Below are 23836 nucleotides of genomic sequence, written 5' to 3' on the forward strand. Positions count from 1 at the left end.
TGCTGTCGTTGATGGTGCTGGCGCGCCGACGAACCAGCAATTCCCGGCTGCTCGGCCGGAATTACGTGAGGTACGTTTCGTGCCCGGTCGGGAATCCGCCACCGTTGGTGGCGATGTGCACGTGGTCGTAGTGGTTGGCGGTCACCCCGCCGCGGTCCGACATCATTCGGGGTGCCTTGCCGCGGGAGTAGATCTGCTGCCGGAAGATCACGTGGTTCACGCCGAACCGGTCGGCGTTGTCGAGGACGTAGGCGACGATCTTGTCTCCGAGGGCTTTGCCTTCCGGAGTGCCGTAGTTCGGGATCATCACGTCGATCGCCAACCCGTTCGGGTGCCACTTCATGGAATCAGCGCGGACCCCGCCGATGTCCAGGATCTGGGGGAACCGTGCGCTGACCGCGCGAGCAGCCAGGATGGTCTCGACCTGAAGGCCCTTCTCTGAGGCCCGGCCTGCCGGGAGCGGGAACCTCATGTTGCGGCGCACGGCCCGCTCGGCGGGTACGGGCGGTGCGGCAGGGGCGGCCGCGGGCTGAACGGCGGGAGCCGGCACGACCTCGGCAACGCCATTGGTGGCCGGCCCGGCGTCTGCGCCGACGACGACGAGTGCGACGGCAGGCGCGACGACCGCAGCCATGGCTGCAGACCGGCGGCGCCGATCCTTTTTCAATCGGTGTCTACCCACGAGGACCGGACCCTACCGGCGGGGCGGATCATCCCCGGAATCGCAAAGTTGTCTGGTACTGCCGATGGCAACCAACACAGCGATCGGGCGTCAACCGCGGCTTGACGGCGACGGGGTCGGGAGAACATGAGATGAACGACCGGTGAACCCGGACGAATGAGCAGGTCAGAAATCATCGCACAGGCTGCGGGGGTCCCTGCTTTCAGGAGCGTTCAGTGCGGGTCTGATCGAGCCGGATCGGGGTGACTTGCGCCTGCCGGAGCAAAATTTATGGCCTTTACCACATTTGTCCGTCAACAGTGCCCACGGGACAGTTGACGACGGCGTAATTTGAGCGAATCTGGCCCGTCGAAAACGGGGAGGGTGACCCATGACAGATGTCGACTGTTGCGTGGTGGGTGCGGGGTTCGCGGGCTTGACCGCGGCCTTACGGCTCAAGCAGGCGGGCCGCTCCGTGGCCCTGCTCGAGGCGCGAGACCGGGTCGGTGGCCGGACCTTCACCGAGGTGCTCGACGACGGCACGTGGATCGACCGCGGCGGGGCCTGGATCGGACCGGGCCAGGACCGCATCAAGGCCCTGATGGCCGAGTTCGGCGTCGAGGAATACAAGGAGTATGTCGACGGCGACGCCATGATGGTTCTCGACGGCAAGCAGCACCGCTATTCCGGCACGATTCCCTGGGCGATGAGCCCGTGGGCGATCGCCAATCTCGGCGCCGGGTTGCTCGAGGTGGAACTCATGTGCCGAACCATCCCGTTCGAGGCCCCGTGGGAGGCCAAGAAGGCGGTCGAGTGGGACCGGATCAGCTTGGGGGAGTGGATCAATCGCCACATGCGCTCGAAGCATGCGCGCGAGATGCTGGACATGGCCCTCGCGGGCATCTACACCTCGGCGGGATCGGAGGTGTCGTTGTTGTGGGCGCTGCATCAGATGGGATCGGGGGGCGGTCCGGTCTTCGTCATCTCCAACCGGGGCGGGGCCCAGGATGCGCGGGTGCGCGGCGGCATGGGGGCCATCTACGGGCCGATGGTCGCCGAACTGGGTGGTGCGCTGCATCTTTCACAACCGGTACACCTCATCGCACACGATGACGACGGTGTGACGGTGTACGCCCCTGATGTGACCGTGCGCGCGCGGCAGGCGGTCGTCGCCGTCCCGTTGGCCGTGGCGAACCAGATCGTCTATGAGCCAATGCTTCCCGTGGATCGGATGTTTCTCCATCAACGGATGCCCAGCGGCGCCGTCTTCAAGATCTCGATCGTCTACGACACGGCGTTCTGGCGCGAGGACGGTCTGTGCGGGCAGTCCGCGGCTCCGGGCAGCCCCGCGACGTTGACCATCGATGCCTGCACCGACACCGGCACGCCCGGGATCATGTGCGTCATCACCGAAGGTCCCGCGGCACGTCGGCTCGGGCTCCTCGACGCCGCCGAGCGTAAAGCCGTGGTGGTCGGTGAGTTGATCGATCGGTTCGGCCCCAAGGCCGCCTCCCCGGTGAGCTATCACGAGCAGAACTGGACGGTCGAGCGGTATTCGGGTGGCGGGATGATCAGTCACGCCCCGCCGGGCGTGCTCACCGAGTTCGGGCCCGCGCTGCGGGCCCCGTGCGGGCGTATTCACTGGGCCGGCACGGAGAGTTCGGCCATCATGTGCGGCTGGATCGACGGCGCGGTTCGCTCGGGTGAGCGCGCTGCCGCGGAGGTGATGGCCGCCGAGAGTGTGGTGGCTGCGTAGCAAAACCCCACGTGGCGCGTTGCCGGGGGCTACCGTGCAAATCGTCGGCGTTCGATCGAGCCCGGTTCCGCTGGTCCGGGACAGCCTGCGGCGAGGTGATGTCGAGTGCACAGCGGTGAGTCGGAGAGTCGGCAGACCCTCACGCTCGACGAGTCCGTGCTGGTCGATGCCGAGGAACCGGACCGTCCGGTCGTCGACTTCCTGCGAGCCACCCCCGGCCGGATAGCGGTGATGGCCGTCGTCCTGATCGCGGCGGTGCTCACCGTGGGAGTGACGTCGTCGGTGACCGCGGCCAATCGCCAGCGTGAGCTTGAGACTCTTCGGCTGCACACCGAACCGTTGGCCGATGCGGCGCAACGGATCTACAGTGCCCTGTCGTCCGCCAATACCACCGCGGCCACCGCGTTTCTCGCAGGCGGTGTCGAACCTCGCGACGTCCGCGATCGCTACGACGCGGCCGTCGGAGAGGCGTCGGCCGGCCTGATTACCGCGGCAAATGGGGTGTCGCCCAACGACATCCACTCGCTGACGTTGCTCACCGACCTGTCCAATCAGCTGGCGGTCTACACCGGCATGATGGGCACCGCTCGTGCGGCCAACCGCGACGGCCGACCGATCGGCGTCGCGTATCTCAGTGAATCGTCCACGCTGTTGCAGGAGTCCATGCTCCCCGACGCCGAGCGGCTGTACCGGGCGCAGGCTCATGCCGTAACGGCCGCGGGACGGTCGGCGGCGGCGCCGCCCGCATTGGTGGCGGGAGCCGCGCTTGCGGTCGGATTGCTGGTGTTCGCGCAGGTGTTCCTCGCCAGGCGCAGCCATCGTCGCCTCAACCTCGGCCTGGTGCTGGCATCGGTGTTGATGACGGTGCTCGCGGTGTGGTTGACGGTGGCCGGACTCGTTGTGCTGCACGCCGTCAACGGAGCCCGCACGGAGGGAGGGGAACCGCTGGAATCGGCGGTGACGGCGCGGATCCTGGTCCAGCAGGCCCGTGCCGACGAAATCCTCGGGTTGCTCAAACGAGGGTCGGACGCCTTCTCCGATATCCGGTTCGAGGACCGGACCACGCAGGTCGGACGGATTCTCGACGGGCATGCGGTCAACGGCGCGCAAGAGGCGCTGCACGGCTGGAGAGACGCTCATGCTGAGATTCGCGCCAAGTTGACCGGCGGTGACTATCCCGGTGCCGTGGCGATCGCGCGCGACGACGGGCAGCGTGGGTCGACGGCGCAGTTCGCCCGGCTGGATCAGACGTTGGGGGACGACATCGCACGACTACGTGATCGGCAGCGCGACGGGATCACCCGTGCGTACGCGGCGTTGAACGCACTGCCCGCCGGGGCCGCAGCCATCAGTGTGCTGGCCGCGCTCGCCGTAGCCGCGGGTGTCGCGCCGAGGCTGAGCGAGTACCACTGATGCGGGCCGCCGCCGGACTTCTCTGCCTCGCCGCGACCGTCGTTGTCGGCTGTTCCACGACCCAGCCGCTGGTCCAGGTGCCGGCCTCGCTCACCACGATGCCGACGCCGAGTGGTGCCGCGGTGGCTTCGGGGGTTCCCGGTGTTCCGGTCGAGAGTTGCGATGCCACCGCGAGTTTGCGTCCATCCGGTCTGTCCGGCCCGGCGGTGCAGGCGATCCGGCAGCGCGGCCGGCTGGTGGTCGGTATCGACCAGAACACCAATCTGATGAGTTTCCGCGATCCGGTGTCAGGTGAATTGACCGGATTCGACGTCGATATCGCGCACGAGGTGGCCCGCGATCTGCTCGGCGATCCGGGCAAGGTGGAGTTCCGCCTGTTGACCTCACCCGAGCGCATCACCGCACTGCGGGCCGGCACCGTCGACATCGTCGTGAAGGCGATGACGATCACCTGCGCACGTGCGGAGCAGATCGCTTTCTCCACGGTGTATTTCGATGCGCACCAACGGCTCCTGGTCCCCACAGACTCGCCGATCCGGGGGCCGGCGGACCTCGCGGGGAAACGGGTGTGCTCGCAGGTGGACACGACATCGCTGGCCACGGTCGCCCGGGTCGCACCGGCGGCGATCCTGCTGGCCGTTCAGAATTGGGACGATTGCCTGGTAGCGCTGCAGCAGGGACAGGCGGATGCGGCCAGCACCGACGACTCGATACTGGCCGGAATGGCCGTGCAGGATCCGTACCTGCACCTCGTCGGTCCCAGTCTCGAGGACGAGCCCTACGGCATCGGCATGAACAAATCCCGAGAGGATCTGGTGCGGGCGGTCAACGCGAGTCTGGACCGGATGCGGCGGGACGGGACCTGGTTGTCGCTGTACCGGAAATGGCTCACGGTGCTCGGCCCGCCGCCGGCCCCGCCGTCGCCGAGGTACCGGGACTGACATGGCGGGTCAGGAAGGGACGCGAGCGGTGCTGGTGACCGAATCGGCACCGGCCAAGGTCGAGAGCACACCTACCCGCCCGCGGCTGCGTACCGGGCGCAGGCGGATCGGGGACGGCCTGGTCGAGATCCCAATTCGGCAGGACATCGAGCCGGCCAGCGCGATCCTCACCAATCCGGTTGTCGCCGAGTCCAAACGGGAGTGCGGCGGTTGCGGGCGACCGGTGGGACGGGGGAGTGGCGGCGGGCCGGGGCCGAGCGAAGGGGTCTGCCCGGACTGCGGCGCGGTGTTCTCGTTCTCGCCGCAACTGGAGACCGGTGAGCTGGTCGCGGGCCAGTACGAGATCCAGGGCTGTATCGCCCACGGCGGTGTGGGCTGGATCTACCTGGCCATCGACCGCAATGTCAGCGACCGATGGGTGGTGCTCAAGGGCCTGCTCCAGCCCGGCGGGCAGCAGGCGCAGGCGATCGCCGTCGCCGAACGCCAGTTCCTCGCCATGGTGAACCACCCGGGGATCGTCAAGATCTACAACTTCGTCGAGCACCCCGGGTTCGACGGACGCCCCGTGGGATACATCGTGATGGAGTACATCGGCGGGACCACATTGGAGGCCATCGCCGAGAAACAGCAGGCGTCAGGCGCGGCCAAGCAGATGATGCCGGTGGAGCAGGCCCTGGGTTACCTGCTCGACGTCATGCCGTCGCTGTCCTACCTGCACTCACTCGGCCTGATCTACAACGACCTCAAGCCTGACAACATCATGCTCACCGAGGACAACATCGAGTTGATCGACATGGGCGCGGTGTCGGGTGTCGGGGACTTCGGATACATCTACGGCACCAAGGGGTTTCAGGCTCCCGAGATCGTCAGGACCGGCCCGTCGATCGCCACCGATGTCTACACGGTGGGCCGTACCCTGGCCAAGCTGACCGTCGACCTGCCCAACGATCGCTACGCCGAGACGTTGCCCGCCCGCGACGAGGTGCCGCTGTTCGAGCGGTACGAATCCTTCTACCGACTGCTGGTCCGCGCGACCAACTCCAGGCCGGCGCAACGGTTCTCGTCGGTCGACGAGATGGCCGACCAGTGCCGGGGCGTGTTGCACGAAATCCTCGCCGAGCAGACCGGCACACCGTGCCCGCGGACGTCGACACTCTTCAGCGCGCCACGCTCCACCTTCGGCGCGGACCTGGCGTTGCAGGGCACCGATGTGTTCGTCGACGGCCGTCGGCGCACCGTCGCGCTGGACGCCCGCGACGTCGCCTGTGCACTGCCGGAACCGGTACCGGTCGAGGAGCCGGACGACGACTGGAGAGAGGACTGGGAAGACGGGATCACCGGCTTGTCGTCCGATGATCTCGGGGCGGCGCTGACGTGTTTCGAGCGGGTCATCGCCATGCTTCCCGGCGAGGCCGCCCCCAAGCTCGCGGCGGCTGCGACAGCTGAACTGCGACTCGCCACGGAGGACGGGCCGAACGCGGAACGCTTGCGGCAGTTGGCAGAACGCTGCTACCGAACGTTGTGGCGCACCGACCACGCGATGGTCAGCGCGGCGTTCGGCTTGGCCCGGCTACTCGCCGGTCAGGGCAATCGGCCCGCCGCGATCGAGGTGCTCGATCAGGTGCCGGTGACCTCGCGCCACTATGGCGAAGCCCAGCTGACGTCGGTGGTGATGCTGCTAGAGGGTCGTACCAGCGCGGAGATCACCGAAGCAGACCTGCGCGACGCCGCACGGCGCGTGGGTGCTCTGCCCGAGACCGAGCCGCGCGTGCTGCAGATCCGCGCATTCGTTCTCGGCATCGCACTCGACTGGCTCAGGTCCGGCGGCGTGACATCCACTGACACCCCGATTCTCGACCGGCCCTTCGACCAGAACGGTATGCGCGTCGGCATCGAGGAGGTGCTGCGGGAGCTCGCTCGGCACTCGCCACGGCGACGACATCGCTACCGGCTTGTCGACGTGGCGAATTCGATCAGGCCGCCGAGCTGGATGTGAGGCCGTACCGGGCGCCCGCTAGTCGCTCGCCCGCGTGACCCCGCGCACGACGGCGACGCAAAGGTCCGCGCACTCCGCTGCGAGTTCCTCGGGGGTCTCCGTCGGATCCGCCAGCCAGGCTTCGATGATCTGGTTCACCCCACCGACCATGAACTGTGCGCCCCGGCGCAAGTCGGCGGGACCCGGTGTCGCGGAAGGCAGCACATCCGGCGCGTGCTGGATGATCAGGCCGGTGATCATGTCCAGGATGTGAGTGCGGTGCTGCGCCAGGCCGGGAACGCTGCTGACGTCGCCGGTGGCGATGCGGTGGATGTGCGGGTCGGCCGCGATGATGTCGAGGAACGCGGTCAGCGCGGACCGCAGCTTGTCGGTCAGCGAGCCGGGGTCGCCGACACCGGCGTTCACCAGCGCGGTGAGCAACTGGTCCCGCACATCGTCGGAAATGGCGAACAGCAACGCGTCGCGGCTCTCGAACTGCTCGTAGAAGTAGCGCGACGTCAGCCCGGCGGCGGTGCAGACGGCGCGCACGGTCACCTCGGTGATCCCGGATTCGCCCCAGATCTGCCGCCCGGCGGTGAGCAGCTTGCTCCGTCGTTCCGTGCGGCGATCGGCCGCACTGACGCCGCCGTAGCCGCGCACCACTTGTACGCGCTTCATTGACAGCACCTTACCGGGCGCCTAGATTTTGACTACATATGTAGTCAGTCGTTGGCCGGTTCTGTCCAAGGGGGTCCGCGTTGAACATCCCGGCTCGCCATCCCGAGGGACCAGTCGCCGTCCCCGGTGCCATGCGGACGTTCGCGATGCTGCTGGGCATTCGCAACCCGGACGCACAACAGTGGCGTCGGCTCGGCGAGCGACTGACCGTCGGGGATGAGCCCATGGACCGTCTGGTCGACTGGATGTCCTCAGCGGGGATGGCGCAGATGCGTCCGCTGTTCGAGAAGGCGCTCGCCGAAGGCATCGACAACGTGGCAGATGCCCCGCAACCGTTGCGCGAGTTCTTCATCGGCGTCGAGACAACGCCGTCGTGGGTGGACCGCGACACGCTACGAAAGGCGCAGCGCGCGCTGCAGCGGGGTGGCTCCGACGGGATGTCCATCGCGCGCGACGTGTCCCTGCTCGGTGGTTACCAGTTCTCCGGGTTCAACAAGACCCTGCTGCGCACGGGCGCGCTGGAGAAGGGCTCCAACAAGCGCTTCGCCGAGACCATGCAGTGGGCGATGGACGTCATCTCCGACGGCGGTCTCGACCCTTTGGGCGTCGGATACCGATCGACCCTGCACGTGCGGTTGATCCACGCCTTCGTGCGCAGGCACGTCGCGGAGCTGCCGGACTGGCGTGCTGACGAATGGGGCCTACCCGTCAATCAGACCGACATGGCGGCGACCCTGGTCGGCGCGCTCGTCGCACCTCCGATCGCCTCGCTTGCAATGGGAATCCTTCCTGCCCCAGGCGAACTCGACGCCATCGCTCACCTGACCCGCTATGTCGGCTGGCTCATCGGCGTCGAAGACGAATGGTTGCCCCGGAGCTTCCGGGACAGCGTTCGGGTGCTCTACCACACGTCCACCGCGCTGGCGGTTCCCGATGAGACCACCCGGCAACTGTCGGTGCCGATGGCCGCAGACCCGCTGGCCTGGCACTATCGCGGCATCCGGGGTCTGCGCCGCCGCCTGGCGTGGGCGCAACACCTGTCGATCACCAGCGCATTCCTCGGACCGAGCGCGATGCGCATCCTGGGCCTGCCTGCGTATATGCCGCCGTGGTACCCCCTCGTCAAGATGCCGGTCAATCTGATCCGCAGCGCGGTGGCGATCACATCGCCGGGTGGCATGGACCGTGCCGTCGGTCGCGGGCGACGCGAGCAACAAGCCTTGCTGCGCACCATCATCGGCGACAACCAGGCCACCATCGGGGCGTCGGCGGTGCACGTCAGTAGTGCGGCGTAGGAGCTGCCGAACGCGTCGCGCCGGAGCGCGACCGGTTACTTCGACATCGAGCCGATGAAATACGTCTCGTGGCCTGTGGGGTAGCCGCCGCCGTCGGTGGCGATGTGGACGTGGTCGAAGTGGTTGAGGGTCTCGTTCCCGTAATCCGCGGTCCAATGCGGCGCGCCGATGCCCGGATAGAGCCCCTGGCGCCAGATCACGTGCAGCACACCCCAGCGCTTGGCGTTGGCCAGGGCGAAACCGGCGATCTGGTTACCGAGTTCGATGCCTTCTTTTGAGTGGTAGTTCGGGATCATCACGTCGATCGCCAGGCCGTTCGGATGCCATTTCAGCGCGTCCTGCCGGTATCCGCCGATGGTGGTGATCTCGGGGAACATCACCGCGATGGCGCGGGCCACCCAGATGGTCTTGACCTGCAGGCCGCCCTCCGGCGCCGGGCCCTTCGGCAGAGAGAACTGGAAGTCGCGGGCAACGACGGGCGCACTCGCCGCGACCAACTCGGCTTGAGCGGGCACCGGTGCCTGTGCTTGCTGGCCGGCGGGAGGCGTGACGGCGGGAACGTCGGCGGGGAATTTCGGCGCGGTGTTCTGCACGTAGACCATGCCCGCGGCAACGGTGACCGAGGCCGCGAGCGCCAGCAACCGGCCCTTGGTGCCGGCCAACCGTCTTTTCCCCACGGCAGCAATTTACTGCGCTCGCAAGTCCGGCGGGACAGGAACCGCCTCCGGCAACCCCGTGTCTTTCTTCCCGCCACCCGGAGTTGGCCGAATCCTCGCTGTCAGGGATTGCCCGGCGCGGTACCGGTCGGCAGGCGGTGTGGGCAGGTTTCAGGAAAGCGGCGGTGAAGGGCATCGATCAGATGATGTGTCTGGTACAGATCGGCACGCAGCTTGCTGACCTCGCGGCGATCACACGCCGACGACCGGCGCATGCGCCGCTCCGCTTTCTCCAGGCGCACCGATACGTCTTCCACATGCCGCCACAACTCACTCAGGAGCGACTGAGCCTGCGCGGTGTCCGCGGAGTGATTCACGTAACGGATCGTGCCATCTGTGTCTTCATTCCGCTCATCGTGCGATGCCTTGACTACCGGGTGGGTGCAGCGGATTCTGAAGTCATGGTCAGAATCAGCGAAGAGATCATGATCGCCGAAGTTCTGATCCGCCTCGGGGCGGCCTATCCAGAGTCGCCCGCCGGGGAAGTCGAGCGATGCGTCCGCAACGCCCAGGAGCATTTCCAGTCCAGCCCCATTCGTGAGTTCGTGCCGCTGCTCGTGGAGCGCCGCGCGCGAGCGGAGCTCGCGAGGCCCGCCGTCGGGGTGTAGCGGCTCCACGCCGGTGGCATGGCGCGCGGATGATGCGCCTGAATGCCTCATTCCGCAATGACTCCGATCGGTCTGATTTGATCGGGCTGAGCCGAATCAGCGCAAACGTTTCAGCCAGCACGTATCGGTAATTGACGGCGACGTTTCGCGCTGACCTGCGTTGACAGCTAATCAGCCCACTCCTAACCTCCCGCCCAGGCCAGGCGACGTTAGGAATGAATGTGGGATCCGCACAGCAGTGCTCGTCCAGCGCGGCAACGACGCCGCTGCCGTCGTCACGCGTCGACGTCCCACGGCGATCGGGGTAGGCCGATGCCTCCCATCCTGGGTGGCCGGGCGTGACAGGGATCGCCTGGACCAGGCCTGCTTTCGCCGTCGGTGATTTCGTCGTCCTCGCGGGCGAGACCTTCGCGGCGATGGTGCGCCCGCCGTTCGCCTGGCGTGAACTGCTCGATCAGATCTGGTTCGTGGCCCGGGTGTCGATCGTGCCCACCGTGGTGCTGTCCATCCCGTACACGGTGCTGATCGTGTTCACCCTCAACATCGTTCTGCTCGAGGTCGGTGCGGGGGACCTGTCCGGTGCCGGCGCGGCTCTCGCCTCGGTGACTCAGGTGGGTCCGGTGGTGACCGCGATCGTCGTATCCGGCGCGGCGGCCACCGCGATGTGCGCCGACCTGGGTGCGCGGACCATCCGCGAGGAGATCGACGCGATGAAGGTCATCGGCGTCAACCCGGTCCAGGCGCTGGTGGTACCACGCGTGATCGCCGCGACTTTCGTTGCGCTGATGTTGTATTCGGTGGTCGCGGTGGTCGGGCTCACCGGCAGTTACGTGTTCGTGGTCTACGTCCAGCACGTCACGCCCGGAGCCTTCGTCGCCGGCCTGACCCTGCTGACCGGCCTGCCGCAGGTGGTGGTGTCCCTGGTCAAGGCGCTGCTGTTCGGGCTGTCGGCCGGCCTGATCGCCTGCTACAAGGGCCTTTCGGTGGGCGGCGGGCCGACGGCGGTCGGCAACGCGGTCAACGAGACCGTGGTGTTCGCCTTCATGGCGCTGTTCTTCATCAACATCCTGGCCACCGCCTTCGGCGTGAAGGTGGCTCCGTGACAACCACTTCCGAGGACCGCGGACCGGACATCCTGAACCGGGCCGTCGACGGCACGCGCCGGGTGGGGGAGCAGACCGCCTTCTACGGCCATGCGCTGTTGTCCACCGGTGATGCGTTGCGACGCTATCCGGGCGAGGTCCTCCGGCTGATCGCGACGATGGGCATGGGTACGGGGGCGTTGGCGGTGATCGGCGGCACCGTGGTGATCGTCGGGTTCCTGACCCTGACCACAGGGGCGCTGATCGCCGTCCAGGGCTACAACACGCTGTCCAACGTCGGAATCGAAGCGCTCACGGGATTTTTGGGCGCCTTCCTCAACGTACGGTTCATCGCCCCGGCGACCGCGGGTGTGGCCCTGGCTGCCACCATCGGCGCCGGTGCCACCGCGCAACTCGGCGCCATGCGGATCAACGAGGAGATCGACGCGCTGGAAGTGATGGGTATCCGGGCGATCACCTACCTGGCGTCCACCCGCATAGTCGCGGGAGTGATGGCGGTGGTGCCGATCTATACGGTCGCGGTGCTGATGTCGTTTCTGGCCACCAGATTCGGCACCACGATCATCTACGGCCAGTCCCGCGGTGTCTACGACCATTACTTCACCACGTTCCTGCATCCCGGCGACCTGGTGTGGTCGTTCACCGAGGCACTGGCGATGGCGGCCGCCGTGATGGCCATCCACACCTACTACGGTTACACCGCCACCGGTGGGCCTGCCGGCGTCGGCGAAGCGGTCGGCCGTGCGGTCCGCACATCCATCACCGCCGGGGTGTTCATCCTGCTGACCATCACGCTGTCCGTGTACGGGCAGTCCGGAAACTTCCACCTCTCGGGGTAGCGGCGATGACGAATTCACCCCGTCGAGAAAGGATCGATCCGATCTGGTGGGCACCGGTGCTGGTCCTCGTGATCGTCGCCGTGACCGCCCTGACCGCCCTGCTGTTCACCGGCGCGCTGCGCCGCACCGTGCCGCTCACCCTGGTCTCCGATCGGGCCGGGCTCGTGATGGAGGACGGTGCGAAGGTCAAGCTGCGAGGTGTTCAGATCGGCGAAGTATCGTCCATCGCAGTCGAATCCGGGGCGTCGCGGGACGCCGGGGCGAGGCTCAGGCTCAAGATCGATCCCGACGACTTCGCCTACCTCCCCGGCAATGTCGAGGCGGAGATCAAGTCCAGCACCGCCTTCGGTGCCAAATATGTCGACCTCATCGTCCCGGAGACCGGCGCCGGCCCCGAGCCGCTGCGACCCGGGGCGGTGCTGCGCTCGCGCAACGTCACCGTCGAGGTCAACACCGTATTCGAGAACCTGCAGTCGGTGGTCACGGCGATCGACCCGGCCAAACTCAACGCGGTGCTCTCCGCCGTCGGGGAATCGTTGCGGGGCAAGGGAGAAACCATCGGCCAGGCCATCACCGACGCCAACAACGTGCTGCTCGCGGTGAATCCCCGGATGGACACCATCCGTGCGGACTGGCAGCTGTTCGGCAAGACCACGCAGGCATACTCCGCTGCTGCACAGGACATCCTGTCGATCCTCGACTCCTTCTCGACGACGTCGAACACGATCAGCAGCCACGCCGGTGCGCTCGACGAACTCCTGCTGTCGGCGGTCGGCTTCTCCCGGTCGGGCATCGACACCCTCGGCGCCAACCAACCCAACCTGGTGCGTGCGTTGAACCAGCTCGATCCGACCACCGCACTGTTCATGAAGTACTCGCCGACCTACACCTGCCTGTTCCAGGGTGCGGTCTGGTTTCTCGAACACGGTGGCCGGGATGCATTGGGCGGCAACGGGAAATCGGTGATCATGGACGCGGCCTTGTTGGCCGGCGACGACCCCTACCGCTTTCCGGACAACCTGCCGACCGTCAACGCCAAGGGCGGACCGGGCGGTAAGCCCAGTTGCGGCTCGCTGCCGGACGTGAGCAAGAACTTCCCGGTGAAGTATCTGGTGACCGACACCGGATTCGGGACCGGCCTCGATGTCCGGCCCAATCCCGGAATCGGGTTCCCCGGGTGGGCCAACTATTTCCCCGTCACCCGTGCGGTGCCGGAACCGCCGAGCATCCGCTATCCGGGCGCTCCGGCGCCGGGGCCGTTGCCGCCCTACCCGGGGGCACCTGCCTACGGCGCACCGGAATACGGGCCCGACGGCGCGCCCCTCTACCCGCCGCCACCGGGGCCTCCGCCAGGCCTGCCGCAGGCACAGGAAGGACCGCCATGAGACGCGCAACGGCCCGGGTCGCGACGCGGGTGGTGCTGTTCACCGCTCTGAGCCTGGTCTTCACGTTCATTCTGGTGACGGTGTTCGGGCAGTTCCGGTTCGACTCACGGGCGTCCTACAGCGCAGTGTTCACCAATGTCTCGGGGCTCAAGGGCGGCAACTTCGTGCGCGTCGCCGGTGTCGAGGTCGGCAAGGTCTCCGATCTCACCCTGCACAAGGACGGGACGGTCACCGTCGATTTCGCCATCGACAAGGGATTGACGCTCACCGAGGGCACCCGCGCCAAAGTGCGCTACGAGAACCTGATCGGCGATCGTTACCTGGCCCTGGAAGAGGGGCCCGGGTCGGTGCGGAAACTGCAACCGGGCCAGGCGATTCCGCTGGAGCGGACGGCACCCGCACTGGATGTGGACGCACTGATCGGCGGATTCCGGCCGTTGTTCCGCGCGTTGGATCCCGACCAGGTCAACGCGTTGTCCGGGGAACTGCTGAAGGTGTTCCAGGGCCAGGGCGGAACCATCTCGTCGGTGCTGGCCCAGACCTCGGCGCTGACGACCACACTGGCCGGCCGCGATCAGCTCATCGGCCAGGTGATCACCAACCTCAACACCGTGCTGGGCACGTTCGCCGAGCGCGACGAGCAGTTCGCCGACGGGCTGGACAAGCTGTCGGAGTTGGTCGCCGGACTGGCCGAACGCAAGTCCGACATCGCCACCGGAACCGCCTACATCAACGCTGCGGCCGGCTCGGTGGCCGATCTGCTGACGACCGCCCGCGAGCCGATCAAAGAGGCCGTGGCCCAGACGGATCGGTTCGCCGGGCAGGTCATGGCCGATCGGGATTATGTCGACGAGCTGGTCAGAACCCTGCCCGATGCCTATCAGGTGCTGGCCCGGAACGGCCTCTACGGCGACTACTTCGGCTTCTACCTGTGCGACGCGATTCTCAAGCTCAACGGAAAAGGCGGCCAGCCGGTGTACGTCAAACTGGCCGGCCAGGATTCGGGACGGTGCACGCCGAAATGACGCGACTCACCCTGAAGAGGCCTACCTTCAAGCGGCCCACGATCAAGCCGCTGGCCGAGCGCAACCGGCCCGTCGTCGGCGCGGTGGCCATCCTCCTGCTCGTCGCGACAGTGGTGGCGGCGTTCTCCTACGACAAGATTCCGTTCATCAAGGGCACGTCCGATCACTCCGCCTACTTCGCCGAGGCCGGCGGGATCAAAACCGGTAGCGATGTGCGGGTTTCGGGGCTGAGCGTGGGCCGGGTCTCCGAGATCCGGCTGCAGGGCGCCCGGGTTCTGGTGGATTTCACCGTCCGCGACGGCGTCGAGTTGGGGGAGCGCACGGAGGCGGCGATCAAGACCGAGACCGTGCTCGGCACCAAGGTGCTCGAGCTGACCTCCCGCGGCGACGGCACGCTGACCGGACCCATCCCGATCGAACGGACCACGTCGCCCTACGACCTGCCCTCTGCGCTGGGCGATCTGACCACCACGATCAGCGGACTGGACACCACGCAGCTGTCCTCGGCGCTCACCACGCTGGCAGAGACGTTCCGCGACACCCCGCCCGATCTCAAACTCGCGCTGGAGGGCGTGGCGCGGTTCTCGGACACCCTCAATACCCGGGATGCCCAACTGCGCAACCTGTTGGCCAACGCCAACAAGGTCACCGGCGTGCTCGCCAAGCGCAGCGACCAGATCGCGAACCTGGTGGTGACCACCAACGCACTCCTGGCCGAACTGCTGTCCCAACGGGACTCGGTCGACGCGTTGATGAACAACCTCGCCGGGGTGTCACATCAGATCTCGGGCCTCGTCGCCGACAATCGCACCCAACTCAAGCCTGCCGTCGACAAGCTCAACGGCGTGCTGGAGATCCTGGACAACCGCAAGGGCGAACTGCAACGCACGCTCTACCTGCTGCGCCGCTACGCGATGTCGTTCGGCGAAGTGCTCGGGGCCGGTCCCTTCTTCAAGGCCTCGCTGGTCAACCTGCTGCCCGGTCAGTTCGCCCAACCCTTCGTCGATGCCGCGTTCTCCGATCTGGGCCTGGATCCCAACGTGCTGTTGCCTTCGCAGCTGGTCGACCCGGGTACCGGGCAGCCGGCCACCCCGGCGCTGCCGACGCCCTTCCCGCGCACCGGACAGGGTGGGGAACCGAACCTGAACCTGCCCGACGCGATCACCGGCAAGCCCGGAGATCCCCGATACCCGTACCGGGAGCCACTGCCCGCTCCGCCGCCCGGTGGTCCGCCACCCGGGCCGCCGGCACTGGCCCCGGCACCCGGGGAATTGCCGCCGCCGAGTTTCGGGCCTCCAGTTCCGACCGAAGGTGGGCAGTGATCATGTCGCCACGTGTGCTACGGATCGGTATCGCCTCTGCGCTGACCGTCATCCTGGTCGTCGCGATCACGGTTGTCGCCACCCCGTGGTGGGATCGGGTCCGGGACAACACGTTCACCGCGTACTTCGCCAACACCAACGGGCTGTACACCGGGGACGAGGTACGTATCCTCGGCGTGGCGGTGGGAACCGTCGAGAGCATCGAACCGCAGCTCGACTCCGCGAAGGTCACCTTCACGGTCGACAAGCAGTACCCGGTGCCCGCCGAGGTTCAGGCAGCGATCCTGTCCCCGTCACTGGTCAGTGCCCGCGCGCTGCAGCTTGTCCCCGCCTACGAGAGCGGTCCGAAACTGGCTGACGGCGCGACGATTCCACGGGAACGCACCGCGGTTCCCGTCGAATGGGATGATCTGCGCCAGCAGCTGGAGAAGCTCACCGATTCGTTGCAGCCGACCACTCCCGGCGGGCCCAGTGCCGTCGGCGAGTTCGTCAACAGTGCGGCGGACAATCTTCGCGGCCAGGGCGATACTGCCCGGGACACGGTGATCAAACTGTCCCAGGCGGTTTCGGCGCTGGGCGACCACAGCACCGACATCTTCAGCACCGTCCGCAATCTGCAACTGCTGGTGTCGGCGTTGTCCTCCAGCAGTGATCTGCTGGCCTCGTTCAACACCAACCTGGCCGACATCAGCACCGTGTTGAGCAACACCCCCGATGAAGTCGCCGCCGCGACCACGGGCCTGGACTCCGCGGTCAATGATCTGCGCGGCTTCGTCGCCGAGAACCGCGAGGGACTCGGTGTGACGTTCGATCGCCTCAACGCGATCACGACCGCGCTCAACGACAGCCGTGCCGACGTCAAGCAGGTCCTGCACATCGCGCCCACGGTGTTCCAGAACTTCATGAACATCTACCAGCCCGCGCAGAGTGCGGTGACGGGGATCCTGGCGCCGGTCAACTTCGCCAACACCGTCCAGTTCATCTGCAGCGCGATACAAGCCGCGTCCCGCAAGGACTTCGAGCAATCGGCGAAATTGTGCGTGCAGTACCTCGCACCCATCATCAAGAACCGCCAGTACAACTTCCCGCCGCTCGGGATCAACCCGTTCGTCGGCGCATCAGCGCGGCCCAACGAGATCACCTACAGCGAGGACCGGCTCAACCCGCACCTGCCGCCGCCGGCCGCACCCCCGGCGGCGGAGGTGCCGCAGGCATCAGTGCCAGGCCCGATCCAAACCGATCCCGCCCTCGGGCTGCCCGGGTTGATGCTTCCCGGAGGCACCCCGTGAGGCGGGCGGCGGTCGCCGCACTCGTCATCGTGTGCGTATCGGCGATCCCGGGATGCGAATGGCGCGGGCTGAATTCACTGAGCCTGCCCGGAACGCAGGGCACCGGAGACGGTTCGTACACGATTCAGGCACAGCTGCCCGACGTGGTGGTCATCCAGCAGAACACCCGGGTACGCGTCGGAGACGTCAACGTCGGCAACGTCACCAAGATCGAAGTCCAAGACTGGCACGCCCTGGTGACCATGCGCATCGACGGAGGAGTCCACCTACCGGCCAACAGCACCGCCAAACTTGGACAGACCAGCCTGCTGGGGTCGATGCACATCGAGCTCACGCCGCCGCTGGGCGAGGCGCCGCGCGGCGAACTCACCGACGGCTCGGTGATCCCGCTGTCGGCGGCGGCCACGTATCCGACCACCGAACAGACCCTGGCGTCGGTGTCGGTGCTGCTCAACGGCGGCGGGCTGGCCCAGCTGCAGGAGATCAACCAGACCTTCGCCAAGGCGCTCGCCGGCCGGGAGGATGAGATGCGCAGTCTCCTGGGCCAATTGGACACCTTCATCGCCGGACTCAACGCACAGACCGACGACATCATCACCGCCACCGAGCGGCTGAACTCGCTGGCCGGTCAGGTGGCGGCCCGGGACGCCACTGTGGACACCGCGCTCACCACGATCCCGAAGGCGCTCGCGGTGCTGTCCGAGCAGCGCACCAAGATCGCCGACGCCGTGGACGCACTCGGAAAGTTCAGCGCGATCGCCACATCGACGGTCAGCCAGACCAGAGAATCGCTCGTCAACAACCTCCGAAACATCGCACCGGTGCTCCGGGAGCTGGCCAACGCCGGGCCCGCCCTCACTCGCGGCCTCGACTTTCTGTCGACCTATCCGTGGGTCAAGAGCACACTGGCCAACTGGTTCCGCGGTGACTTCGCCAACATCACCCTGGTCGTCGACCTCACCTTGAGCCGGATCGACAGCAGCCTGTTCACCGGAACCCGCTGGGAAGGCAACCTCACCGAACTCGAAATGCAGTGGGGACGCACCATCGGTCAGATGCCCAGCCCGTATACGGCAGGCAATCCGCTGATCGCTCCCTACCGGTGGGGAGCGTACTGACATGATCCGACTGTCCCGTCCGGTGTGGATCCAGCTGGCGATCCTCGCGACCATCACCGTCGTCTCCGTGGGTGTCATGGCATTCGGGTTCGTCAAGGTCCCGGCACTGCTCGGATTCGGCCGGTACACGGTGAGCGTCCACCTGCCCGCCGCGGGCGGGCTGTACCCGACCTCGGTCGTCACCTACCGCGGCACCGAGATCGGCAGGGTCGCCTCGATCGACGTCACCCGTGACGGAGTCGACGCCGTGCTGGCCCTGGACTCGGACATCGCGGTGCCGTCCCCGGTTTCGGCCGCCGTGCACAGCCGGTCGGCGGTCGGGGAGCAATTCCTCGAACTCACCCCCGACAGCGGTGCGACCGGCACCTTGGGCGACGGTGACGTCATCAACGTGGACAAGGTGCGCATCCCCGCCGACATCGGAAACCTGCTCGATGCGACCAACAAAGCCCTGCAAGCCATTCCGCCGGACAATCTGCGCACGGTGGTCGACGAGTCGGCCAAGGCCGTCGGTGGGCTGGGACCCGAGCTGTCCCGCATCGTCGACGGGTCGACCGCACTGGCCATCGAAGGCGGTAAGACGGTCGACCCTCTGGCCCAGTTGATCGACCAGTCCCCGGCGGTGCTCAATTCCCAAGTACAGACCGCTGATTCGATCGAGACGTGGGCGCAGCGGATGGCCTCGATCACCGGCCAGCTCAAGAATCGGGACACCCAATTCGCGGACCTGCTGACCTCGGGGGCACCGGCGCTGGCCGAGGGCAAGGCATTGTTCGACCGGGTGGCCCCCACCCTGCCGGTCCTGCTGGCCAACATGGTGAGCCTGGGCGACATCGCCGTCACCTATCGCAACGACCTGGAGCAGCTGCTGGTCCTGTATCCGCAGGGGACGGCGGTGATGTCGGCGATCACCCTGGCCAACGCCGACACCAAACAGGCCTACCGCGGCATCTACCTCGACTTCAACCTGAACCTCAACCTGCCGCCACCCTGCAACACGGGCTTCCTTCCGGTTCGCCAGCAGAGGTCACCGTCGGACCAGGACTACCCGGAACGGCCCGCGGGTGAGCTGTACTGCCGGGTGCCGCAGGACTCGGACCTCAATGTCCGTGGCGTGCGGAATATCCCGTGCGAGACCAAACCGTGGAAACGGGCGCCGACCGTCGAACTGTGCGAGAGCGACGAGGAGTACGTCCCGCTCAACGACGGGCTGAACTGGAAGGGCGACCCCAACGCGACGCTCTCCGGGCAGGGCGTGCCGCAGTACGCCCCTGGCACCGATCCCCGGCTGCCACCCCCGCAGGGCACCGGCACCGCCCCACCGGTGGCGTTCGTCCCGTACGACCCGGCCACCGGAACCTATCTGGCACCGGACGGCAAGGCCTACACCGACTCCGACCTCGTCGACAGCACGAAAGGCAAGACATGGCAGAGCATGCTGACACCGCCGAGCGGATAGGGCTCCGCATCCCGATCGCGATCGGGCTCGTCGTGGTGGCCTCGCTGGCGGCCGTCATCGGATGGCTGGGCTACCGCGATCAGCGGTCGCACGCGGCTCAGGAGCAGAGCGACCTGTTCGTGCAGGTGGCCCGTCAAGCCGCGGTGAACCTGACCTCGATCGATCACAACGATGCCGACGCCGACGTCCAGAGAATCCTGAATTCGGCGACCGGTACTTTCCGCGACGACTTCGAGAAGCGTTCGGCGCCGTTCGTCGAGGTCGTCAAACGGACCCAGTCGACCTCGCGGGGGACCGTCGCCGAGGCCGGTCTGGAATCCGAGGCCGACGGCGAGGCACGCGTACTGGTCGCGGTGTCGGTGAAGACCACGAACAGCGCTGCACCCGAACAAGAGCCGCGCCGATGGCGGATGCGGATCAGCGTCGAGCAGGTGGGTGATGACGTCAAGGTGTCGAATGTGGAGTTCGTGCCGTGACCACTGAACTGGAGATCCAGGAGCCGGTTGTCGACGAAACCGACTCCGACGAGCCCGCTGACGTCGTCGACGAGCAGTCAGAGCCCGCACCGGCGCGCTGGACGCGGGTGCTGGCTTTCGGTGTGTTGCCGGCGTTGGCGTTGATTCTGGCGCTGGGGGCGGGCTTCCTGAAATGGCAGGACGGCACCGCGCGGGCGGTGCAGACGGCCGGCGTGGAGTCCGTCCGCGCCGCCAGCGACAGCACCGTCGCGATCCTGTCCTATCGGCCCGACACGGTGGACACCGAGTTGCCGGCCGCGGCAGGCAGGCTCACCGGCGAGTTCCGTGACCAATACACGCAATTGATCGACGACGTCGTCATCCCCGGGGCCAAACAACAGGTGATCTCGGCGGTTGCGTCGGTTCCGGCCGCGGCAGCGGTGTCGGCCTCGGCCCGGCATGCGGTGGTTCTCGTGTTGGTCGATCAGACCACGACGATCGGCACCGGGCCCCCGACCAAATCCACCTCCAGCGTGCGCGTCACCCTCGACAAGGTCGAAAACCGATGGCTCATTTCGCAGTTCGAGCCGGTCTAGCCGTCGCCGCGGCCCTGGCCGCGCCGGCATTGGGCGCGGCGCCCGCCCATGCCGACAACCAGCGGCTGAACAACAGCGTGATCGCCAACGTGTACACGATCCAGCGTCAGGCGGGCTGCACCAACAATGTGGTGGCTGACCCGAAACTACGGTTGGCGGCCGAGTGGCACACCAACGACCTGCTCGCCAATCGCAACCTGGACGACCACATCGGCTCCGACGGGTCGACGCCGCAGTCGCGGGCCGAGGCAGCCGGATTCCGTGGCCGGGTGGCCGAAACCGTGGCCACCAACCCGGCACTGGCGATCAACGGCATCGAGATCCTCAACCAGTGGTACTACGACCCGGTCGATTTCGCGGTCCTGTCCGACTGCGCCAACACCGCCATCGGGGTGTGGTCGGCGAACGCACTCGACCATAGCGTCGTGGTGGCGGTGGTGGGGCACCCGAGCTGACCGCGGCTCATACACTGCCAAGATGCTCACACGGGCGCGGGTGGTGGCCGCGACGTTGGTCGCCGTGCTCGGACTGGTGTCGCTGGTCCATGTCCTCTATGCCGGGTTCGGTCCACTGCCCGACCGTGCCGAACGTCAACTCGGATTCCTCGATGCGGCGCTGGCATCCGGTCGTGACACCGAAATGCAGGGCCTGTTCCCGGAGGGCGAATATTTCACCAGGGTGCTGACCGGTCTCGCCGAGGCCCAGGTCGCCGCGCGGCTCGGAACCGGCGCCGGATCCGCCGGGTACCTCGACCGCGCCCGCAGCCGGCTCGCCGCCATCGAAACCCTGCAATCCGTGGCGGTATTCGGCAGCGGGATGGTCCCGGACCACGGGATCTTCGCGGCGGGCTGGTCACTCGCTCTGGCTGTCGCAGTCGCGCGGGCTTCGGGCTCCGACGAGGACCGTACAGCGGTGCGGGAGCGGGCTCTCGTCGTGCATTCAGCTCTGACACAAAAGGGTTCACCCTTCCCGGCCAGCTACCCGGGTCAGTTTTGGCCGTGTGATTCAGTCGTGGCAGCGGGCGCGCTGGCCCAGGCGATCTCGCTGCTCGATCTGCCCTGGAGTGAGGATCTCGCCGCCTGGCGGAAGCGGGCTCTGGCCGCCGCCGACCCGGGCACGGGGCTGCTCCCACACCAGGTCGATGACCGGGGCCACGCCGTGACGGGACCACGGGGATCGTCCCAGGCGATCATCCAGACTTTCTGGCCTGCGGTCAGAGACGTAGTCGGGGTCGAAGATGATCAGTGGCAGCGTTTTTCCGGCAGGTTCGTGACCACCAGGGCGGGATTGGTTGGCATTCTGGAGTATCCGTCGGGCACCGGCGGCCACGGAGATATCGACAGTGGTCCGTTGATCTTCGGAGTGAGCCTCAGTGCGTCGGCGGTGGGGTTGGCGGCAGCGCGAGCCAACGGTGACCATGACCTGTCCGGTCGGCTGACTCGGCAGGTCGAGCTGATCGGGCTGCCCGTGGGCTGGCGTACCACGCGATACCTGTTCGGGGTGCTCCCGGTGGCAGACGCCTTCATCGTGTGGGCGCGCACGGTACCCGTGACCGAGACGGCGCTCGATCAGGGCTCGGGGCGCTCGGCGTGGTTCGTGGTGTGGGCCCTGCCCTCGGTATTGCTGCTGGGGGTGAGCCTGGCGGTATGGCCACGCACCCGTAAACCAGGTAGGACTACCCATCCCTAACCGGGCCATCGCCCGGCAGACTGAACCCATGCCAAGCCCCGATGTGGTGCCGTCGGCAGTCGCCGTCACGCACAACACCAAACCCGAGCGCGACCGCGCGGTGGACGTCGCACGCCTGGGTGCGCTGCTGGTGGTGATTTTCGGGCACTGCGCGCTGCTGCTGGCCACCATCGACTCCGGCGGCGTGCGGGTCGGCAACATCCTCGGCGCGTTGCCCGGCCTGGCCCCGATCACCTGGGTGCTGCAGGTGATGCCGCTGTTCTTCATGGCAGGCGGCGCCGCGGGCGCCTACAGCTGGCATGCCGGACGGTCTTGGGGCGGATGGTTGTTCGCCCGCGCCCAGCGGCTGTGCCGGCCGGTGTTCTGGTACCTGGCGGTGTGGTCGGCGGCCCTGCTCGCGGTGCACGCGACCATGGGCGCCGCGTCCGCCGCGGCGCTCGGGCGTGAGTGTGTGGCGCTGCTGTGGTTCCTGGGTGTCTACCTGGTGGCCCTTGCCTTCATTCCCGCGCTGATGCGGCTGCGCACCGGCCCGGCACTGGCGTGGGTGGTCGTCGGACTGATCGTCGCGTCCGGGGTGATCGATATCGTCCGGTTCGCGGTCGGGACTCCCGAGGCGGGCACCGCCAACCTCATCATCGTCTGGCTGATCCCGGTGGTGATCGGCGTCGCGTACGCGGGGCAGCTGATCTGCGCGCGCCGGGCGCTGGGCATCGCGATCATCGCCTTCGCCGCGCAGGTCCTCCTGGCGCTGACCGGCATCTATGACGTGTCCCTCGTCGTCACCGGAACCGAGCACGTCTCCAACGTGTCGCCGCCGACCCTCCTGCTGGCACTGCACTGCACGTGGATGCCATCCCTTTTCATCGCCGCCGCAGGCCCGATCCGGCGCTGGGCATCCCGTCCACGGGTCTGGTACGTGGTGGCGACGGGTAACGGGGGAGCGATGACGCTCTACCTGTGGCACATCCCGGTGATCGCGATCGCCGCGTTCAGCTTGCACGCGGTCGGCCTCGACGCGTTCGATCCGCACGCTCCGGGCTTCTGGGCCCATCTGGCTTTGCGCGCAGTCGTTTTCGCGGTTCTCATGGCGGTGGCCTTCCGGTTGCTGTCTCCGCTGGAGCACCGTCCGCTGCCGTGGTGGGATGACCCGGTTCAGGTCAGCGGCGCCCGGTCGGTTTTCACCGGCGCGCTGTTGTGCGTGGCCGGGGCGGCTCTGACGTTGATGGCCAAGAACGGTCTTGACGGCGTGCTGGGGTGGTCGGCGCTCGGCGGATTCGTCGTCGCCGCAGTCGCCGCGCGGGTCAGTGCGGGGCGGCTTGTCAAGGGTTAATTCCCTTGTGGGGACCCCGAAGACCTCTTTCATCCACCGGAGAACGAAGAGGGCGACGATCCCATGCCTGCTCCAGTGCCGGGCATCAGGCGGCCTGGCCGAGTCGATTGCGCAGTTCTGTGGCCCACGACGGCACGGTTTTCTACCCGTGGGCTGTTGGCAGACACTCGCCACGACCCTGCG

General features: G+C 67.1%; 22 protein-coding genes. 19 read left to right on the forward strand and 3 right to left on the reverse strand.

Annotated features, from left to right (window positions below; all coding sequences use genetic code 11):
- Positions 1–61 precede the first annotated feature (61 nt).
- A complete protein-coding gene (locus G6N57_RS19745; RefSeq protein ID WP_097926033.1) occupies positions 62–634 on the reverse strand; it encodes a VldE C-terminal domain-containing protein in 573 nt (190 codons plus the stop codon).
- Between the two features lie 418 nt (positions 635–1052).
- Here G6N57_RS19745 and G6N57_RS19750 point away from each other — a divergent pair, with 418 nt between their 5' ends.
- From G6N57_RS19750 to G6N57_RS19765, 4 genes are all read left to right on the forward strand, one after another.
- Positions 1053–2417: a flavin monoamine oxidase family protein gene (locus G6N57_RS19750; protein ID WP_077740938.1), complete on the forward strand. Its 1365-nt coding sequence runs from the start codon at positions 1053–1055 to the stop codon at positions 2415–2417.
- 105 nt (positions 2418–2522) lie between these two features.
- Positions 2523–3830: a GlnX family signal transduction membrane protein gene (locus G6N57_RS19755; protein ID WP_077740937.1), complete on the forward strand. Its 1308-nt coding sequence runs from the start codon at positions 2523–2525 to the stop codon at positions 3828–3830.
- The gene (locus G6N57_RS19760; RefSeq protein ID WP_077740936.1) at positions 3830–4771 is read left to right on the forward strand and encodes a glutamate ABC transporter substrate-binding protein; all 942 of its coding nucleotides are present in this window, start codon (positions 3830–3832) and stop codon (positions 4769–4771) included. The genes G6N57_RS19755 and G6N57_RS19760 overlap by 1 nt, the downstream gene beginning before the upstream one ends.
- Before the next feature lies 1 nt (position 4772).
- Positions 4773–6767 carry a serine/threonine-protein kinase gene (locus tag G6N57_RS19765; RefSeq protein WP_077740935.1) on the forward strand — a complete coding sequence of 665 codons (1995 nt, stop codon included), beginning with the start codon at positions 4773–4775 and terminating at the stop codon, positions 6765–6767.
- 18 nt (positions 6768–6785) lie between these two features.
- Here G6N57_RS19765 and G6N57_RS19770 read toward each other — a convergent pair whose 3' ends face one another.
- Positions 6786–7424, reverse strand: a complete 639-nt coding sequence (locus G6N57_RS19770) for a TetR/AcrR family transcriptional regulator (RefSeq protein ID WP_077740934.1) — start codon at positions 7422–7424, stop codon at positions 6786–6788.
- A 131-nt stretch (positions 7425–7555) separates the two neighbouring features.
- On the opposite strand from G6N57_RS19770, the gene G6N57_RS19775 reads away from it, so the two are divergent.
- Positions 7556–8719, forward strand: a complete 1164-nt coding sequence (locus tag G6N57_RS19775) for an oxygenase MpaB family protein (RefSeq protein WP_077740933.1) — start codon at positions 7556–7558, stop codon at positions 8717–8719.
- A 35-nt stretch (positions 8720–8754) separates the two neighbouring features.
- Here the strand turns inward: G6N57_RS19775 and G6N57_RS19780 are convergent, their stop codons facing one another.
- Complete coding sequence (locus G6N57_RS19780) at positions 8755–9396, reverse strand: VldE C-terminal domain-containing protein (RefSeq protein WP_077740932.1); 642 nt, start codon at positions 9394–9396, stop codon at positions 8755–8757.
- A 164-nt stretch (positions 9397–9560) separates the two neighbouring features.
- On the opposite strand from G6N57_RS19780, the gene G6N57_RS19785 reads away from it, so the two are divergent.
- The 14 genes from G6N57_RS19785 (at position 9561) to G6N57_RS19850 (ending at position 23653) form a co-directional block, all read left to right on the forward strand.
- Entirely contained in the window at positions 9561–10043 is a 483-nt protein-coding gene (locus tag G6N57_RS19785) for a three-helix bundle dimerization domain-containing protein (RefSeq protein WP_133118323.1), read from the forward strand.
- A 416-nt stretch (positions 10044–10459) separates the two neighbouring features.
- Positions 10460–11146: an MlaE family ABC transporter permease gene (locus G6N57_RS19790; protein WP_234815691.1), complete on the forward strand. Its 687-nt coding sequence runs from the start codon at positions 10460–10462 to the stop codon at positions 11144–11146.
- Positions 11143–11985 (forward strand): ABC transporter permease, encoded by an 843-nt coding sequence (locus tag G6N57_RS19795; protein ID WP_077740930.1) that lies wholly within the window; start codon positions 11143–11145, stop codon positions 11983–11985. Before G6N57_RS19790 ends, G6N57_RS19795 begins: the two co-directional genes overlap by 4 nt.
- 5 nt (positions 11986–11990) lie before the next feature.
- Entirely contained in the window at positions 11991–13370 is a 1380-nt protein-coding gene (locus G6N57_RS19800; protein ID WP_077740929.1) for an MCE family protein, read from the forward strand.
- A complete protein-coding gene (locus G6N57_RS19805; RefSeq protein WP_077740928.1) occupies positions 13367–14395 on the forward strand; it encodes an MCE family protein in 1029 nt (342 codons plus the stop codon). The genes G6N57_RS19800 and G6N57_RS19805 overlap by 4 nt, the downstream gene beginning before the upstream one ends.
- A gap of 41 nt (positions 14396–14436) precedes the next feature.
- The gene (locus G6N57_RS19810) at positions 14437–15717 is read left to right on the forward strand and encodes an MCE family protein (RefSeq protein ID WP_077741966.1); all 1281 of its coding nucleotides are present in this window, start codon (positions 14437–14439) and stop codon (positions 15715–15717) included.
- Between the two features lie 2 nt (positions 15718–15719).
- Positions 15720–17006: an MCE family protein gene (locus G6N57_RS19815; protein WP_097926045.1), complete on the forward strand. Its 1287-nt coding sequence runs from the start codon at positions 15720–15722 to the stop codon at positions 17004–17006.
- Positions 17003–18124, forward strand: coding sequence for an MCE family protein (locus tag G6N57_RS19820; RefSeq protein ID WP_077740926.1), 1122 nt, complete (start codon positions 17003–17005; stop codon positions 18122–18124). Before G6N57_RS19815 ends, G6N57_RS19820 begins: the two co-directional genes overlap by 4 nt.
- Position 18125: 1 nt before the next feature.
- Positions 18126–19583 (forward strand): MCE family protein, encoded by a 1458-nt coding sequence (locus tag G6N57_RS19825; protein WP_077740925.1) that lies wholly within the window; start codon positions 18126–18128, stop codon positions 19581–19583.
- Positions 19550–20059, forward strand: coding sequence for an Rv1363c family protein (locus tag G6N57_RS19830; protein WP_077740924.1), 510 nt, complete (start codon positions 19550–19552; stop codon positions 20057–20059). Before G6N57_RS19825 ends, G6N57_RS19830 begins: the two co-directional genes overlap by 34 nt.
- A complete protein-coding gene (locus G6N57_RS19835; protein WP_097926031.1) occupies positions 20056–20634 on the forward strand; it encodes a hypothetical protein in 579 nt (192 codons plus the stop codon). The genes G6N57_RS19830 and G6N57_RS19835 overlap by 4 nt, the downstream gene beginning before the upstream one ends.
- Positions 20604–21089 (forward strand): CAP domain-containing protein, encoded by a 486-nt coding sequence (locus G6N57_RS19840; RefSeq protein WP_077740923.1) that lies wholly within the window; start codon positions 20604–20606, stop codon positions 21087–21089. The genes G6N57_RS19835 and G6N57_RS19840 overlap by 31 nt, the downstream gene beginning before the upstream one ends.
- Before the next feature lie 22 nt (positions 21090–21111).
- Positions 21112–22323 carry a hypothetical protein gene (locus G6N57_RS19845; protein WP_077740922.1) on the forward strand — a complete coding sequence of 404 codons (1212 nt, stop codon included), beginning with the start codon at positions 21112–21114 and terminating at the stop codon, positions 22321–22323.
- A gap of 28 nt (positions 22324–22351) precedes the next feature.
- Positions 22352–23653: an acyltransferase family protein gene (locus G6N57_RS19850; protein ID WP_077740921.1), complete on the forward strand. Its 1302-nt coding sequence runs from the start codon at positions 22352–22354 to the stop codon at positions 23651–23653.
- Positions 23654–23836 lie beyond the last annotated feature (183 nt).

This window comes from Mycolicibacterium boenickei, assembly GCF_010731295.1.
Taxonomy (GTDB): Bacteria; Actinomycetota; Actinomycetes; order Mycobacteriales; family Mycobacteriaceae; genus Mycobacterium; species Mycobacterium boenickei.